We start from the raw sequence: 14,616 nt of genomic DNA on the forward strand, positions 1-14,616 counted from the left end.
GAACAAGGCACTCTTGGATGGCCAACACGAACACATCGCAGATTTGGGACCGCCTGCCCCCCATTCCCGCCGATAAACCTGTGCTAATTGCCGGGCCCACAGCCTCGGGCAAATCCGAACTGGCGTTGCGGATCGCTGAAACCTTCGGCGGTGTCATCGTGAATGCCGATGCCAGTCAGGTCTATGCGTGCTGGCAGGTAATTTCAGCCCGGCCATCCGCCGACGACGAGGCGCGCGCACCCCATCGGTTGTATGGGCATATCGCTTATGATCAGGACTATTCCACCGGCCATTGGCTGCGCGAGGTCAAACCACTTTTAAGCGGACCTCAACGCCCCATCATAGTGGGCGGAACCGGGCTCTATTTCTCTGCTCTGACGGAAGGTATGGCTGACATACCGGCAACCCCATCTGACATCAGGACCGAGGCGGATCAACTTACCCTGCCCGATCTGATCCGTGGCGTTGACCGCGAAACTCTGGCGGGGATCGACACGCAGAACCGCGCACGAGTTCAGCGCGCGTGGGAGGTTCTGCGCGCAACCGGTCGCGGCCTACGCGACTGGCAGAACGACACGCCGCCTCCGGTTTTGAACATCACGGATACAGTGCCCATCGTTTTCGACGTGGACAAACAGTGGTTGCTGAACCGGATCAATCTGCGGTTTGACTTGATGCTGGACACCGGCGCATTGCAAGAGGTCAAAGCCATGCGTGCGCACTACGACGCGTCGCTTTCTGCTTTTAAGGCCATCGGAGTTCCCGAGCTTATGGCCTACCTTGACGGCTACATGACACTCGAGGCCGCCCGTGAACGCGCCACAATCTCGACCCGTCAATTTGCCAAACGTCAGCGGACATGGTTCCGTGCGCGCATGAAAAACTGGAATCGCGTCGATTTCTCAAAGTGATACCACTTTTTGTTGATTGACCACTGAGGCGGCTTTTTACCCCGCGCGAATAGGTCGAATCCCCTGCCTTCAGACCGATCAGCCAATGTAATACAGGTCCAGACTCGGGCGGTGTTAGCGGCAACCGACCCCGACGAATGTCGTTTTTGTGCCCTGAATGACGATTTCGAACATTGACCTGACCCGATTTCTGGTGCCGAATGAACGCATGGGGATGTTCAGTATCACAAAAACGGAAACCCGAGAGCCAGCCACCCGCGCCTGCCGGGCCTGAGCGGTTCTACATTCAATCATAAAAATCTATGTCACAGGGAGAGACATTAATGACAAAGCAAACCTTGACCGGAGCACCGATGCACTGGGCGGCGGAAATGCATGCACAGGAATTTCGTGACGGCAAGCTCAGCCGGCGTGAGTTCATGGCCCGCGCCACGGCATTGGGTGTCGCTGTTCCTGCCGCCTATGGAATGATCGGCCTAAGCTCACCCGCAGCCGCGCAGGAACCACAGCGCGGCGGCACGATCCGCTACCAGATGGAAGTGCGTGCGCTGAAAGATCCGCGCACCTACGACTGGACACAGATTGCCACCTTCACCGCAGGTTGGCTCGAATATCTGGTCGAATACAACAATGACGGCTCATTCAAACCCATGTTGCTGGAAAGCTGGGAAGCCAATGACGATGCGACCGAATACACTCTGAACGTCCGCAAAGGCGTTAAGTGGAACAACGGTGACGATTTCACCGCCGAGGACGTCGCGCGCAATATCACCGGCTGGTGCGATGCGACGCTAGAGGGCAATTCCATGGCGTCACGCATGGCGTCTTTGGTCGATGAAGCCACTCAAAAGGCGGCGGATGGTGCCATCACCGTGGTCGATTCTCACACTGTAAAACTGAAATGCAACGCCCCGGATATTACCATCATCCCAGGCATGGCAGACTATCCGGGTGCCATTGTTCACAGCAGCTTTGACGCAAACAACATGCTGGCCAACCCGATCGGTACTGGCTTTATGATCCCGGAAAGCCACGAAGTTGGCGTTAAAGGCGTGCTGGTGCGTAACGAAGGCTTTGACTGGTGGGGATATGAGGCCGGCAAAGGCGGCTATATCGACCGAATCGAGTTCATCGACTACGGCACCGACCCTGCGGCGTTCCTGGCTGCATACGAAGCCGAAGAAATCGACATGAATTGGGAGTCGGTGGGCGAATTCGTCGACATCTTTGATGGTATCGGTCTGGTGCGCTCGGAAATCCCGTCTGGCTTTACCATCGTCATCCGCCCGAACCAGCTGGCCGAGGACGATAGCGGCAACAAGATCTACGGCGACAAGCGGGTTCGTCAGGCGCTGGCAATGGCCGTCGACAATGAGGTCTGCCTAGAGCTGGGCATGTCTGGCTATGGTATTCCTGCCGAAAACTGTCACGTGGGTCCGATGCACCCCGAGTACGACTCGGCCGTGACCCGTATCCCGTATGATCCGGCAGGGGCAAAAGCCCTGATGGAAGAAGCGGGTATGGCTGATTTCGAGCACGAAGTTCAGTCCATCGACGATGACTGGCGTCGGAACACCACTGCGGCTGTTGTTGCACAACTTAATGATGCCGGGATCAAGGCCAAACACACGATCCTTCCGGGCTCGACCTTCTGGAACGACTGGACGAAATACGCATTCTCCTCGACCAACTGGAACCACCGTCCTCTGGGCACGCAGGTTCTGGCATTGGCATACAAGTCGGGTGTTGCGTGGAACGAATCCGGTTTCGCCAATGAAGAGTTCGACAAGTTGCTGGCCGAGGCGAACTCGATCGCAGATGTGGACAAGCGCCGCGAGGTGATGGCCAAGCTGCAGGCGATCATGATCGAAGAAGGCGTGACCATCCAGCCTTACTGGCGCACAGCGATGCGTCACCATCGCGACAACATGGTCGGTGTCGAAAAGCACATTGCGGACCTTCCGCAGCTTTATAAATTCGGCCTCGTTTCCTAAGCCGAACAACACAAGGCCGCGCCTGACGGGCGCGGCCTTTTCATCCTGACGACGGCGACCAAAACAACAGCGATGCGCACGGTCCGGCGACCGATGCGCGAGCCTACCAACAGGGGCTAACATGGGATTATTCATCTTAAGGCGCGTGGGCATCATGCTTTTGACAGCGCTGTGCCTTACCTTTCTGGTCTTCTACCTGACGAACCTTTATCCGAATCTCGAAAAACTTGCGAAGACGCAGGGCAACTTCCGTATGTCCGACGAGCAGGTCGAGAGCTTTCTGGAAAAAGGTGGATATCTGCAGTCAACCCCCGTGAAATACGGTGAATGGTTGGGAATCCTGCCATCTTATCGGCACACGAATGAGGACGGCACAGTTCAGGGCAGATGTATCCTGCCCGGCAAGACTGCCGAAGAGTCTCCGAATTTCTGTGGTATTCTGCAGGGGTACTGGGGCTATTCGACCGTGTTCAAAGAAGAGGTCTCGACCGTTGTCGGGACACGTCTTGCCCTGACCGGACGGCTGATGTTCTGGGTGATGCTGCTAATGGTACCGTCAGCTCTGATCTTGGGTATTTTGGCGGGTATGAAGGAAGGCTCGGCCACCGACCGGACGCTTTCGACCTTTGCCATCACCACAACGGCAACGCCGGAATACGTATCAGGCGTGATCTTCATCGCGATCTTCACGTCCTCTGCTGTGGGGCTAAAATGGTTCAAGGGCACCGCCACACAGGCGATGGAGAACCCGACGTTTGAGAATTTCTTCTTACCCGTGCTGACAATCGCGCTTTATGGGATGGGCTATATCGCCCGGATGACCCGCGCCTCGATGACCGAGGTGATGACGGCGCAGTACATCCGAACCGCGCGCCTGAAGGGTGTCTCGTTCCCAAACATCGTGATGAAACATGCGTTGCGCAATGCGCTGATCGCCCCCTTCACCGTCATCATGCTGCAGTTCCCATGGCTGCTGAACGGTGTGGTGATCGTCGAGACCTTGTTCAACTACAAGGGCTTTGGCTGGGCATTGGTTCAGGCAGCAGGCAACAACGACATCCAATTGCTGCTGGCGATCTCGGTAGTGTCAGTCTTTGTGGTGCTGGTGACCCAGCTGATATCCGATATCGGCTATGTCTACCTGAACCCGCGTATTCGTATTTCGTGAGGAGGCAGAGATCATGGAACCATTAACCTGGACCGGCTCTATTGCCTTCCTGAACCCGCTTTTGGCGATTGCACTCGTTCTTATGGCCGCATCGATCCTGGCTTGGATATTGGCCAGTATCGTTCTGCCCGAACCTCAGATGACGGTGAACCCCGACGGGACGCTGACATCGGGATCTGGCATACGAAACCTAATCCAAGCCCTGATGCGATACAGCTTTCTGGCAAGTGTCGGGCTTGCTGTTGCCTATATCGTCTTGGGCATTTTGATGGGAACCAGCGCAGGTATCATCGGCGCAATGATGCAGCAATTCCTGCCCGTCTGGTTTTCGTTGATCCTGCTGTATGCAATGTCCATCGCGTTCAAACGAAAATTGGGACTGTATGGCAAGCTGTTTGACAGTCCGATTGGCATGATCGGCTTTGGCCTTGTGATGTTCTGGGTTTTCACCGGGATTTTCGGCGCGCTTGACCTGATCGTGACGCATGACTCGCTGTCACAAGTCTCTGGGATGAAGAACAAAGTGCCCGGAACGCCTTTGCCCAGCGTGGAGGACGGAGAATATGCGTGGTACCTGCTGGGGGGCGACAACCTGGCCCGCGACGTCTTTAGCCGAATGGTCAAGGGCGCGTGGATTGTGGTGCAGATCGCGCCTCTGGCGACGATGTTTGCCTTCATGGTCGGGATCACGTTGGGTTTGCCTGCAGGTTTCTACGGTGGGCGGCTGGACACATTGCTGTCTTTCCTTGCCAACCTGATCCTCGCCTTCCCGGTCATCTTGCTGTTCTACTTGCTTGTGACGCCCGAGATCGTGGCGACAGGGGTGCCAAACTATATGGCCGCTGTTCTGTTCATCTTTCCGATCATCTTTCTTGGGGTGCTGTTGAACTCGCGCTATTACACACGGCCGACGTTCCGAACGCCTCTTTTGATTGGTGTTCTGGGTGTCGCGCTCTGGCTGTACCTATCGCTGATTTCGACAGACGGGTATGTGGTTAACACCGACGCCTACGGCATTTGGGGCCTGCCAACCTTTCTGGACCTTTTCGACGTTCCCGGCGGCATCCTCGTGGTCTTCGTTTCGGTGGTCTTCGTGAACTCACCTACAGTGTTCCGTATCGTGCGCGGATTGGCGATGGACATCAAAACACGCGACTATGTGGCCGCGGCACAAACGCGGGGTGAAGGACCATGGTACATCATGCTGTGGGAAATCCTGCCCAACGCGCGTGGCCCTCTGATCGTCGATTTCTGTCTGCGGATAGGATATACCACAATCCTTTTGGGTACCTTGGGCTTCTTTGGCCTGGGTCTACCGCCAGAAAGCCCGGATTGGGGGTCGACCATCAATGAAGGGCGCAAGCTGTTGTCGGTCTATCTGCACCCTGCCCTTCCTCCGGCGCTGGCGCTGTTGTCATTGGTTCTCGGTTTGAACCTGCTGGCAGACGGTCTGCGCGAAGAAAGCCTGAAGGATTGATGTGAAAGCGGCCGGGGGGCCAGCCCCCCCGGACCCCCCGAGATATTTTCAGCCAGATGAAGGGGATCCCCTGACTCTCGCGAGGAGAAAACAAGATGAACAAACTGGCGGATTATGATGGGCCAATTCTTGAGATCGATAAGTTGTCGATTTCGTTTTTCACCCGTCTGAGGGAAATACCCGCTGTCATGGACTTCTCGGTCAGTGTGCAGCCCGGCGAAGCGGTTGGTCTGGTCGGCGAATCCGGCTGCGGCAAATCTACTGTGGCTCTGGGTGTTATGCAGGACCTTGGTAAGAACGGGCGGGTCGTGGGTGGAACGATCAAGTTCAAGGGACGTGATCTAGCCGAGATGAGCACGGACGAGTTGCGCGACATTCGCGGCAATGAGATCGCGATGATTTATCAGGAACCAATGGCGTCGCTGAACCCGGCCATGAAGATCGGCAAACAGTTGATGGAAGTGCCGATGATCCACGAAGGCGTGAGCACGGATGAGGCCTATGCCCGCGCGCTTGAAGTGGTAACAGATGTCCGCCTTCCCGACCCTGAACGGATGCTGAACTCTTTTCCACATCAGCTTTCGGGCGGTCAGCAACAGCGGATCGTTATTGCGATGGCGCTGATGTCTAAACCGGCTTTGTTGATACTGGACGAACCAACAACAGCACTGGACGTGACCGTCGAGGCCGCAGTGGTCGAATTGGTCAAGGATCTGGGCAAGAAATATGGCACTTCGATGCTATTTATCTCGCACAATCTGGGGCTGGTGCTTGAGACTTGTGACCGTCTGTGCGTGATGTATTCCGGCGAGGCGGTTGAACGCGGCTCGATCCATGACGTGTTCGACGAGATGCAGCACCCTTATACGCAGGCACTGTTCCGGTCGATCCCCCTGCCAGGTGCAGACAAAAATGCGCGGCCTTTGGTGGCGATCCCCGGGAACTTCCCGTTGCCGCATGAGCGTCCTCCGGGATGTAACTTTGGACCACGTTGCGATTATTTCGAAGAAGGTCGTTGCGACGCACAAGACATTCTGATGGAGGCCGTACCCGGCAATGATCGCCATCACACGCGTTGCCTAAAGTTCAAGGAAATCGACTGGAACGCGCCGATCACGTTGTCTGAGCAGAAGGAAAAGGCCGAAATCGGTCGAACCGTTCTGAAGATGGACAACCTCAAGAAATACTATGAGGTCGCGGCCAACGCTCTCTTCGGTGGAGGCGAGACAAAGGTGGTGAAAGCCAACGAGACGCTCAGCTTCGAAGCACATGAATCCGAGACGCTTGCCATTGTAGGAGAATCCGGTTGCGGAAAGTCTACCTTTGCCAAGGTTCTGATGGGGTTGGAAACCGCGACAGATGGGCAGATCCTTCTGGACAACCGCAATATCGAGGCCGTGCCCATCGAGGAACGCGATGCCAAGACCGTTGGCGAGGTTCAAATGGTCTTCCAGAACCCGTTCGACACGCTGAACCCTTCGATGACGGTTGGCCGTCAAATCATTCGTGCGCTTGAGATTTTCGGTGTTGGAAACTCTGAAGCCGAGCGCAAAAAGCGGATGCTCGAACTTCTGGATCTTGTGAAACTGCCACGCGCCTTTGCCGACCGGATGCCACGCCAGTTGTCGGGAGGGCAAAAACAGCGCGTGGGTATTGCCCGAGCATTTGCCGGAGATGCACGGATTGTTGTGGCAGATGAGCCGGTCTCAGCGCTGGATGTCTCGGTGCAGGCAGCAGTGACGGACCTGTTGATGGAGATTCAGCGCGAACACAAAACCACCCTGCTGTTCATCAGCCATGACCTGTCGATCGTACGCTATCTCAGCGACCGGGTGATGGTGATGTATCTGGGCCATGTGGTCGAGTTGGGCACTACAGATCAGGTTTTTGCTCCGCCCTACCACCCCTATACCGAGGCGCTACTGAGCGCGGTTCCGATTGCGGACACCTCGGTCGAAAAGCAGCACATCGTGTTGGAGGGCGACATCCCGTCAGCCATGAACCCACCCCCCGGTTGCCCATTCCAAACGCGGTGTCGTTGGAAATCCGAAGTACCCGGCGGCTTGTGCGAAGAAAAAGTACCGCCTGTGAAAACTCTGGCCGAAGGTCATCAGGTCAAATGTCACCTGGCGGAAGATATTCTGGCGCGGATGGAACCCGTCATCAAAGTTGCGGCGGAGTAAATCATAAACCCAAATGGACCGGCAGCAATGCCGGTCTAGGCTAGGATAGAGAAGTAAGGTTAACTTCCCCAGATTACACGAACGTAGTTCTGCGTCTCTTTGTAAGGCGGCACGCCACCATGTTTTTCCACAGCCTTTGGTCCAGCATTATATGCCGCCAGCGCAAGGCGCCATGACTTGAATTTACGATATTGCCACGACAAGTATCGGGCACCGCCTTCCAAGTTCTGTTTCGGATCGTGCGGGTTCACGCCCAGCAGCTGCGCAGTCCCCGGCATAAGCTGGGCAAGTCCTAAAGCGCCCTTATGCGAGACGGCTTGTGGATTCCATCCACTTTCCTGTTGAACAAGTCGCAGGAACAGCTCTTCAGGCACGCTGTGCTTTCGTGCTGCTTCACGCGCGAGCGCAACATATTCACCTTTATATTTTCCGGTATAGCGCTGAACGAACTGACGTTTAGGGGTTTTCGGTTTCAAACGCTCGGAATCCCTGTACTGCGTCGCAGCACGCGTATCCAAAACCTTGGATTGTTTAAGAAATATATCCTTGCGGCTTTTGGTCGACAGAGTATCAGCCGCAGCTGGGCCCGAAACCAGCGCGAGAAAAAGAACTGAAAAACCACTCACCAAAAACCGCATTAACGCCAGTCCTGCATTTTCACGAACCCGATTGAGTATAGGTATTTCAGCCAATAATGAAAGCATGGTTAATCCAGCCTTGGTAAATTCCTGCTTATCTCAATACCCATCAACTGTGTTTTAACCATGACGCAGGCCGTATAGGGTCGCAGTGAGAATTGGCGTCAGATTCGGACGCATACTGTTAGATAAAGAACGGGGACGTATATGGCAGGCTCAGTCAACAAGGTCATTCTGGTAGGAAATCTCGGTCGCGATCCTGAAGTGCGCTCATTCCAGAATGGTGGCAAAGTGTGTAACCTGCGTATCGCCACCTCCGAGACCTGGAAAGACCGCAACACCGGCGAGCGCCGCGAGCGTACCGAGTGGCACTCGGTCGCCATTTTCTCGGAGCCTCTGGCACGGATTGCCGAGCAATATCTGCGTAAAGGCAGCAAAGTTTATATCGAAGGCCAACTGGAAACCCGGAAATGGCAGGACCAATCGGGTCAGGATCGCTACTCGACCGAAGTGGTCTTGCGTCCTTACCGGGGCGAGCTGACCCTGCTTGATGCCCGCGGCGAAGGTGGCGGTGGCGGCGGCTATAGTGGTGGCCAGTCAGGTGGATACGGCGGCGGTCAGGCTGGCGGCGGCTATGGTGATCCGTACGGCGCACCATCCAGCGCTCCTGCCCCGGCCTCTAGCGGAATCGACGACGACGAGATTCCGTTCTAAGTAAAACGGAGACATATCATGACATGGTCCTTCTCACTCGGCCGGATATTGGGGTCGGAATTGAAGGTCCATGTCACCTTTTTCCTACTGCTCGCCTGGGTCGGTTTCGCCGCCTACTCTAACGGAGGTCTCGAGGCGGCCGTTGAAAACCTGATTTTCGTGTTGGCGTTATTTGCCTGTGTGGTCGCTCATGAATTTGGCCACGCGCTGATGGCAAGGCGGTACGGGATCAAGACTCCGGACATCACTCTGTTACCAATCGGCGGTTTGGCGCGTCTCGAGCGGATGCCGGAAAACCCGGTGCAAGAGGTCTGGGTCGCTCTGGCAGGCCCCGCCGTGAATGTCGTGATCTGGATCGTTTTGGTCTTGCTTGGTGCCAACATGCCGATTGAAACGATGGCGCAGATTGACAGCACGACGCCGGGTCTGATGAACCGTCTGGCCTATGTGAACCTGCTGCTGGCTCTGTTCAACATGATCCCCGCCTTTCCAATGGACGGCGGGCGCGTGTTCCGCGCTTTGTTGTGCCTAAAAATGGACCGGGTCAAAGCCACAAGGGTCGCTGCGTTAGCTGGTCAGGCGGTTGCGGTGGGGTTTGGCTTTCTGGGTCTCAGCACAGGAAATCCGCTGCTGGTCTTGATCGCAGTGTTCGTCTTCGTTGCCGCCAATGCAGAAAGTCAGGATGTGACTATGCGCGCAGTCGCGCGGCAGGTACAGGCGCGCGACGCCATGATTACCGAGTTCCACGCGCTATCACCAAACGACACGCTAGCGACCGCCGCCCAAGCGGTCATCCACACGACGCAACACGAGTTTCCGGTACTGTCTGACGGCGGCGAATTACTCGGCTTTGTCACACGCAACCGATTGTTTGCCGCGCTTGCTGATGAAACGCCCCGGTCCAACCCTGCAACGTCAATCATGGAGACGGACGTTCCAAAAGTCCGCCTGAGCGACGGGCTTGAGGCGGTGTTGGACGGGCTGCACAAAGGTGCTCCGGCCATTGCGGTCTGTACACAGGCGGGCGCAATGGTCGGATATATCACACGCGAAAATATCGGCGAGTTGATGGTGATCCGCAGCCGTTGATCAGGCTGTTGCCAGCGCGTCCTGAAGCACCGACAACACGGCGTCGCGCGGCACATCCGATGTGACGAACGCCTGACCAATCCCGCGCGCCAGAATGAATCGCAACTGGCCGTCTATGACCTTCTTGTCCTGCGCCATCAAATTCACCAGAGCCTCAGCCCCCGGAAGCTCTCCGGGAATGTCGGCCAAGTCGGTCTTCATCCCCATCGCGCGCAGATGCGCCCGCACGCGGCTTGGGTCTTCCTGCGAACAGAGGCCCAGACGAGAGGACAGCTCAAAGGCCAGCGCGCAGCCGATGGCCACGCCTTCACCATGCAACAGGCGGTCCGAATACCCAGTCGCAGCCTCAAGCGCGTGGCAGAAAGTGTGACCCAGATTGAGCAAGGCGCGATCGCCCTGCTCGGTCTCATCTCTTTCCACGATATCAGCTTTCATTTGCACTGAACGGGTCACAGCACGCACACGTGCTGCCATATCACCACCCGAGACCTTGGTTCCGCTTTCTTCAAGCCACTCGAAGAAATCGGCGTCACCCAGCAGCCCGTATTTGACCACCTCGCCATATCCGGACAAGAAATCCCGATCCGTCATTGTGCTCAGAACCGAGGTATCGGCCAACACCAGCGAAGGCTGATGGAACGCCCCGATCAGGTTCTTGCCCTGTGGCGCGTTGATGCCGGTCTTGCCGCCGACCGAACTGTCCACCTGCGCCAGAAGAGAGGTCGGGATTTGCACGAACCGTACACCGCGCCGTAAAACGGCTGCGGCAAAGCCCGCAAGGTCTCCGATCACGCCACCGCCAAACGCGATGACAACATCCCGGCGCTCGACCTTCTCGGCCAGCAGCCATTCGACCGCGCGTTCAAAGTGAGGCCAGCTTTTGGTTGCCTCACCCGCAGGCAGGGCCAGTGCCGACATCTCGATCCCCGCCGAGGCCAACCCATCGCGCAGCGCATCCAGATGCAAAGCAGCCACATTTTCATCGGTCAAGACGGCGACCTTGGGCCTGTGCAGCAGCGGAGCGATCCGTGTCCCGGATTGCGCCAGCAGATCCGGCCCTATTTCGACGTCATACGAGCGCTCGCCCAGTTCAACATGTACGGTTTGGTGCATTTAAGTCCGTTCCAAAACATCGGGTCGCGTCAGCAATGCGTCCACAACCCGGTCCACCATATTATCTATCGAGATTTCCCCGTCCGACGTAACCGTCAGATCCGCTTGCGCATAAACCGGCACGCGATCCTCATAGAGGGCACGCAATGTCGCATAAGGGTCTGCGGTGCGCAGCAAAGGGCGCGTGTCCTTGTGCTTGACCCTGTTCCACAGCACGTTCAGATCGGCACTGAGCCAGACTGATACGCCCCTCTCTGTGATCATCTGGCGGTTATGCCCGGCCAAGAACGCCCCCCCGCCCGTTGAAAGGATGCCTTTTTCCTCGTCCAGTAGCCGCCCGATCACCTGACTTTCCTTGTCACGAAAGAACGGCTCGCCGTCGCGTTCGAAAATCTCGGGGATGGTCATATTGGCCGCCGATTCGATTTCGGCATCACTGTCGAGGAACGGAACCGCCAATCGCGCCGCCAAAGCGCGGCCGACCGCAGTCTTTCCCGCCCCCATCATGCCCACCAGAACAACCGTTTTGTGCAATAGAAGGCCCGGAGCACGGACTTTCGCATCGGTATTATGCTTAATTTCGCTCATTTCAACGTGAATGACGTGATCTTAAGAAAAATGCCAGCTATAACTGGGACAAAACAGAAAAATGAGGCGATGTTGAGCGATGGGCCGTCTGATAAAATTCCTGATATATCTGATCTGCCTGTGTTTTATCGGGTTGGTGGGCTACGCGTATCTAGGTCCTTTCTTTGGCGTTGATTTTTCGGCCCCGCAGGAAGAAGTGCGCGAGCCGGTCATTCTGAATGTGGATTAAGGCCGCAGCGGCTGCGATGCTGCTGGCCAGTGCGGCACAGGCGCAGCAGGAACCTTTATCTGTGATCGACTGGCTGAGCCAGCCACCGGACAACCTGCCCGGCACTGTTCTGCTGGAACCGCCTGTATCGGATACCGGGCTGCAACCGGGTGTGGAAGTCACTCCGCTTGAGGCGTTGTCCCAGCCCTTGGGATTGGTGTCGTCATCGGTGACAGGCCTGCCGGTGGATGTGTGGCAAAACAGCGATCCCGCACGGTTGGCGGAACTGATCGGGCACGTGCCGGTCAAATACAACCCGGCCATGCAGCGTCTGCTTTTCACTCTGTTGCTTACAGAAGCTCGTGCACCATCCGGACCCGATGCCGAGGAGACCTTGCTGCTGGCGCGGCTGGACCGGTTGATGCAGCTTGGCGCAGCTGATCCCGCGCAGTCTCTGGTGCAACTTGCCGGCCCAACGGACAGCCGCGACCGGTTCCAACGCTGGTTTGACGCCACCCTTCTGACCGGAGACGAAGATAGAAGTTGCACAGCGCTGATCGCGCAACCGCACCTGTCACGGGATTACGCAGCCCAGATATTCTGCAAGGCCCGGCGTGGCGATTGGACCTCAGCCGCGCTGACGCTCGAGGCAGCTCATGCGTTGCAGCTTCTTCCGGAAATGGACCTTGCATTGCTGGACAGGTTCCTCAGCCCCGAGCTGTTCGAAGACGCCGAATACCTACCGCAACCCGAGCGCCCTGACCCGCTTACATTCCGACTGTATGAGGCAATTGGCGAGCGCTTGCCCTCAACTTCGCTGCCGCGCGCCTTTGCCAATGCCGATCTGCGCGATGTGGCCGGATGGAAAGCGCAGATCGAAGCAGCCGAACGACTGACTCGCGTGGGCGCTTTGACGCCCAACCAGTTGCTTGGACTATATACCGAACGCTCTCCGGCAGCATCCGGAGCGGTCTGGGACCGCGTCGCCGCCGTTCAACGTTTTGAAAGTGCGTTGGACTCCGGTAAAGCCGGCGCGATCGCGCAGTCCCTGCCCACCGTGTGGGAGCAGATGCGCAGCGTGGGGCTTGAAGTTCCATTCGCCGAGCTTTTTGCGAACCGGCTGTCAAAAGTCACATTGAACGACCCAGCCGCCGAGGAATTGCGCTGGCGTATTCTGTTGCTGTCCGACCTTTACGAAACCGCTGCCCTGACTGTTCCTGACCAAGGGGAAGAGAACCAGTTCCTCGCCGCTTTGGCTCAGGGTGATCCCGGACGTGCGCGCTCTCCATCGCCTTTGGCAGATGCTGTCGCGCAGGGTTTCGCCTGGGCCGCACCTGTTCCCGCCGATATCGACCGTTTGCTTGGCAACGGACAACTGGGCGAAGCCGTCCTTGAGACGATGGAGTTGTTCGCACATGGGTCACGCGGCAACCTCGTGGACCTTTCAGCCGCCATCGCAACCCTGCGGAGGGTTGGTCTTGAAGACACGGCCCGTCGCGCTGCGCTGAACCTTTTGATCCTACAGGGCACGTGACCATGGTAGCCCCGGCCTCGCATGACCTTTGGATTTCAACCTTTCTTCAGGCGCAAGCGGCCGAGCTTGGGGCGTCACCCAATACATTGCTGGCCTATGGGCGCGACCTGAAAGACTTCGCCGCGTGGCTCGAGCGTCGAAAAACCACCTTTGATCAGGCGGACCGCGACAGAATCGAACGTTATCTGATCGAATGTGACGCGCAGGGATTGTCCCAATCCACCCGCGCAAGACGGCTGTCCGCGATCAAGCAGCTTTACCGTTTTGCATTCGAGGAAAGCTGGCGTGAAACCAACCCCGCCATCCAGATAAAAGGACCGGGTCGCCAAAAACGCCTGCCGAAAACCCTGGACGTGCCGGAAGTTGACCGTTTGCTGCAAGCCGCGCGTGAAACTGGTCGCACCGAAACCGACCGCATCCGCAACACTTGTTTGATGGAAGTTCTCTATGCAACAGGCATGCGCGTGACCGAGTTAGTCTCGCTGCCGGTGTCTTCCGCACGGGGTGACCCACGAATGTTGTTGGTTCTGGGTAAAGGCGGGAAAGAGAGGATGGTGCCACTGTCGCCCCCAGCCCGCGAGGCGCTGGCGCTATGGCTGAAAACGCGGGACGAGGCCGAAGACCAATTGGTGGCCGATGGCGGGCAAAGGTCGCGGTTCCTGTTTCCCTCGCGTGGTAAATCGGGTCATCTGACGAGACACATGTTCTTTCACCTGATCAAAGAGCTTGCGGTTCAGGGCGGCGTGTCGCCAGAAAAAGTCACTCCGCACACGCTGCGTCATGCGTTTGCCACGCATCTGTTGGCAAACGGGGCCGATCTGCGATCGATCCAGACGTTGCTGGGTCACGCCGATGTCGCGACCACGGAAATCTACACGCATGTATTGGACGAACGCCTTGCCGAGTTGGTGTTGGAGCATCACCCGCTAGCCAAAGAGCCGCAGGACAAAGGCTAACCCCTTGATCCGCCGGGGCCGCGCCCCCATAACGAATGAAGCA

Annotated in this window: 13 protein-coding genes; 10 read left to right on the forward strand and 3 right to left on the reverse strand. The window is 57.1% G+C overall.

Going from position 1 to position 14,616, the window contains the following annotated elements; all coding sequences use genetic code 11:
- Nucleotides 1–17 precede the first annotated feature (17 nt).
- The 5 genes from miaA (at nucleotide 18) to J7380_RS14400 (ending at nucleotide 7,733) form a co-directional block, all read left to right on the forward strand.
- Nucleotides 18–911, forward strand: coding sequence for a tRNA (adenosine(37)-N6)-dimethylallyltransferase MiaA (gene miaA / locus J7380_RS14380; protein ID WP_209196477.1), 894 nt, complete (start codon nucleotides 18–20; stop codon nucleotides 909–911).
- Between the two features lie 323 nt (nucleotides 912–1,234).
- A complete protein-coding gene (locus J7380_RS14385) occupies nucleotides 1,235–2,905 on the forward strand; it encodes an ABC transporter substrate-binding protein (protein ID WP_209196478.1) in 1,671 nt (556 codons plus the stop codon).
- 121 nt (nucleotides 2,906–3,026) lie between these two features.
- Nucleotides 3,027–4,073: an ABC transporter permease gene (locus J7380_RS14390; protein WP_170353001.1), complete on the forward strand. Its 1,047-nt coding sequence runs from the start codon at nucleotides 3,027–3,029 to the stop codon at nucleotides 4,071–4,073.
- 13 nt (nucleotides 4,074–4,086) lie between these two features.
- On the forward strand, nucleotides 4,087–5,550 hold the full coding sequence (locus J7380_RS14395) for an ABC transporter permease (RefSeq protein ID WP_209196479.1): 1,464 nt from the start codon (nucleotides 4,087–4,089) through the stop codon (nucleotides 5,548–5,550).
- A gap of 95 nt (nucleotides 5,551–5,645) precedes the next feature.
- Entirely contained in the window at nucleotides 5,646–7,733 is a 2,088-nt protein-coding gene (locus tag J7380_RS14400) for an ABC transporter ATP-binding protein (RefSeq protein ID WP_209196480.1), read from the forward strand.
- A 59-nt stretch (nucleotides 7,734–7,792) separates the two neighbouring features.
- On the opposite strand, the gene J7380_RS14405 is transcribed toward J7380_RS14400, so the two are convergent.
- Complete coding sequence (locus J7380_RS14405) at nucleotides 7,793–8,371, reverse strand: lytic transglycosylase domain-containing protein (protein WP_209196692.1); 579 nt, start codon at nucleotides 8,369–8,371, stop codon at nucleotides 7,793–7,795.
- A 207-nt stretch (nucleotides 8,372–8,578) separates the two neighbouring features.
- On the opposite strand from J7380_RS14405, the gene ssb reads away from it, so the two are divergent.
- Both ssb and J7380_RS14415 read left to right on the forward strand, forming a co-directional pair.
- On the forward strand, nucleotides 8,579–9,085 hold the full coding sequence (gene ssb / locus J7380_RS14410; protein WP_209196481.1) for a single-stranded DNA-binding protein: 507 nt from the start codon (nucleotides 8,579–8,581) through the stop codon (nucleotides 9,083–9,085).
- Nucleotides 9,086–9,103: 18 nt separating this feature from the next.
- Nucleotides 9,104–10,174: a site-2 protease family protein gene (locus J7380_RS14415; protein ID WP_209196482.1), complete on the forward strand. Its 1,071-nt coding sequence runs from the start codon at nucleotides 9,104–9,106 to the stop codon at nucleotides 10,172–10,174.
- On the opposite strand, the gene aroB is transcribed toward J7380_RS14415, so the two are convergent.
- Complete coding sequence (gene aroB, locus J7380_RS14420) at nucleotides 10,175–11,287, reverse strand: 3-dehydroquinate synthase (protein WP_170750846.1); 1,113 nt, start codon at nucleotides 11,285–11,287, stop codon at nucleotides 10,175–10,177.
- Nucleotides 11,288–11,875, reverse strand: a complete 588-nt coding sequence (locus J7380_RS14425) for a shikimate kinase (protein ID WP_209196483.1) — start codon at nucleotides 11,873–11,875, stop codon at nucleotides 11,288–11,290.
- 79 nt (nucleotides 11,876–11,954) lie between these two features.
- Between J7380_RS14425 and J7380_RS14430 the strand changes: the two genes are divergently transcribed.
- The 3 genes from J7380_RS14430 to J7380_RS14440 are packed head-to-tail and all read left to right on the forward strand — an operon-like array spanning nucleotide 11,955 to nucleotide 14,573.
- Nucleotides 11,955–12,104, forward strand: coding sequence for a hypothetical protein (locus J7380_RS14430; RefSeq protein ID WP_170352987.1), 150 nt, complete (start codon nucleotides 11,955–11,957; stop codon nucleotides 12,102–12,104).
- Complete coding sequence (locus J7380_RS14435; RefSeq protein ID WP_209196484.1) at nucleotides 12,094–13,617, forward strand: hypothetical protein; 1,524 nt, start codon at nucleotides 12,094–12,096, stop codon at nucleotides 13,615–13,617. Before J7380_RS14430 ends, J7380_RS14435 begins: the two co-directional genes overlap by 11 nt.
- Nucleotides 13,618–13,619: 2 nt before the next feature.
- Nucleotides 13,620–14,573 carry a tyrosine recombinase gene (locus J7380_RS14440; protein WP_209196485.1) on the forward strand — a complete coding sequence of 318 codons (954 nt, stop codon included), beginning with the start codon at nucleotides 13,620–13,622 and terminating at the stop codon, nucleotides 14,571–14,573.
- Nucleotides 14,574–14,616: the final 43 nt, after the last annotated feature.

Origin of the sequence: Ruegeria sp. R8_1, assembly GCF_017743815.1 — a bacterium.
Taxonomy (GTDB): Bacteria; Pseudomonadota; Alphaproteobacteria; order Rhodobacterales; family Rhodobacteraceae; genus Ruegeria; species Ruegeria lacuscaerulensis_A.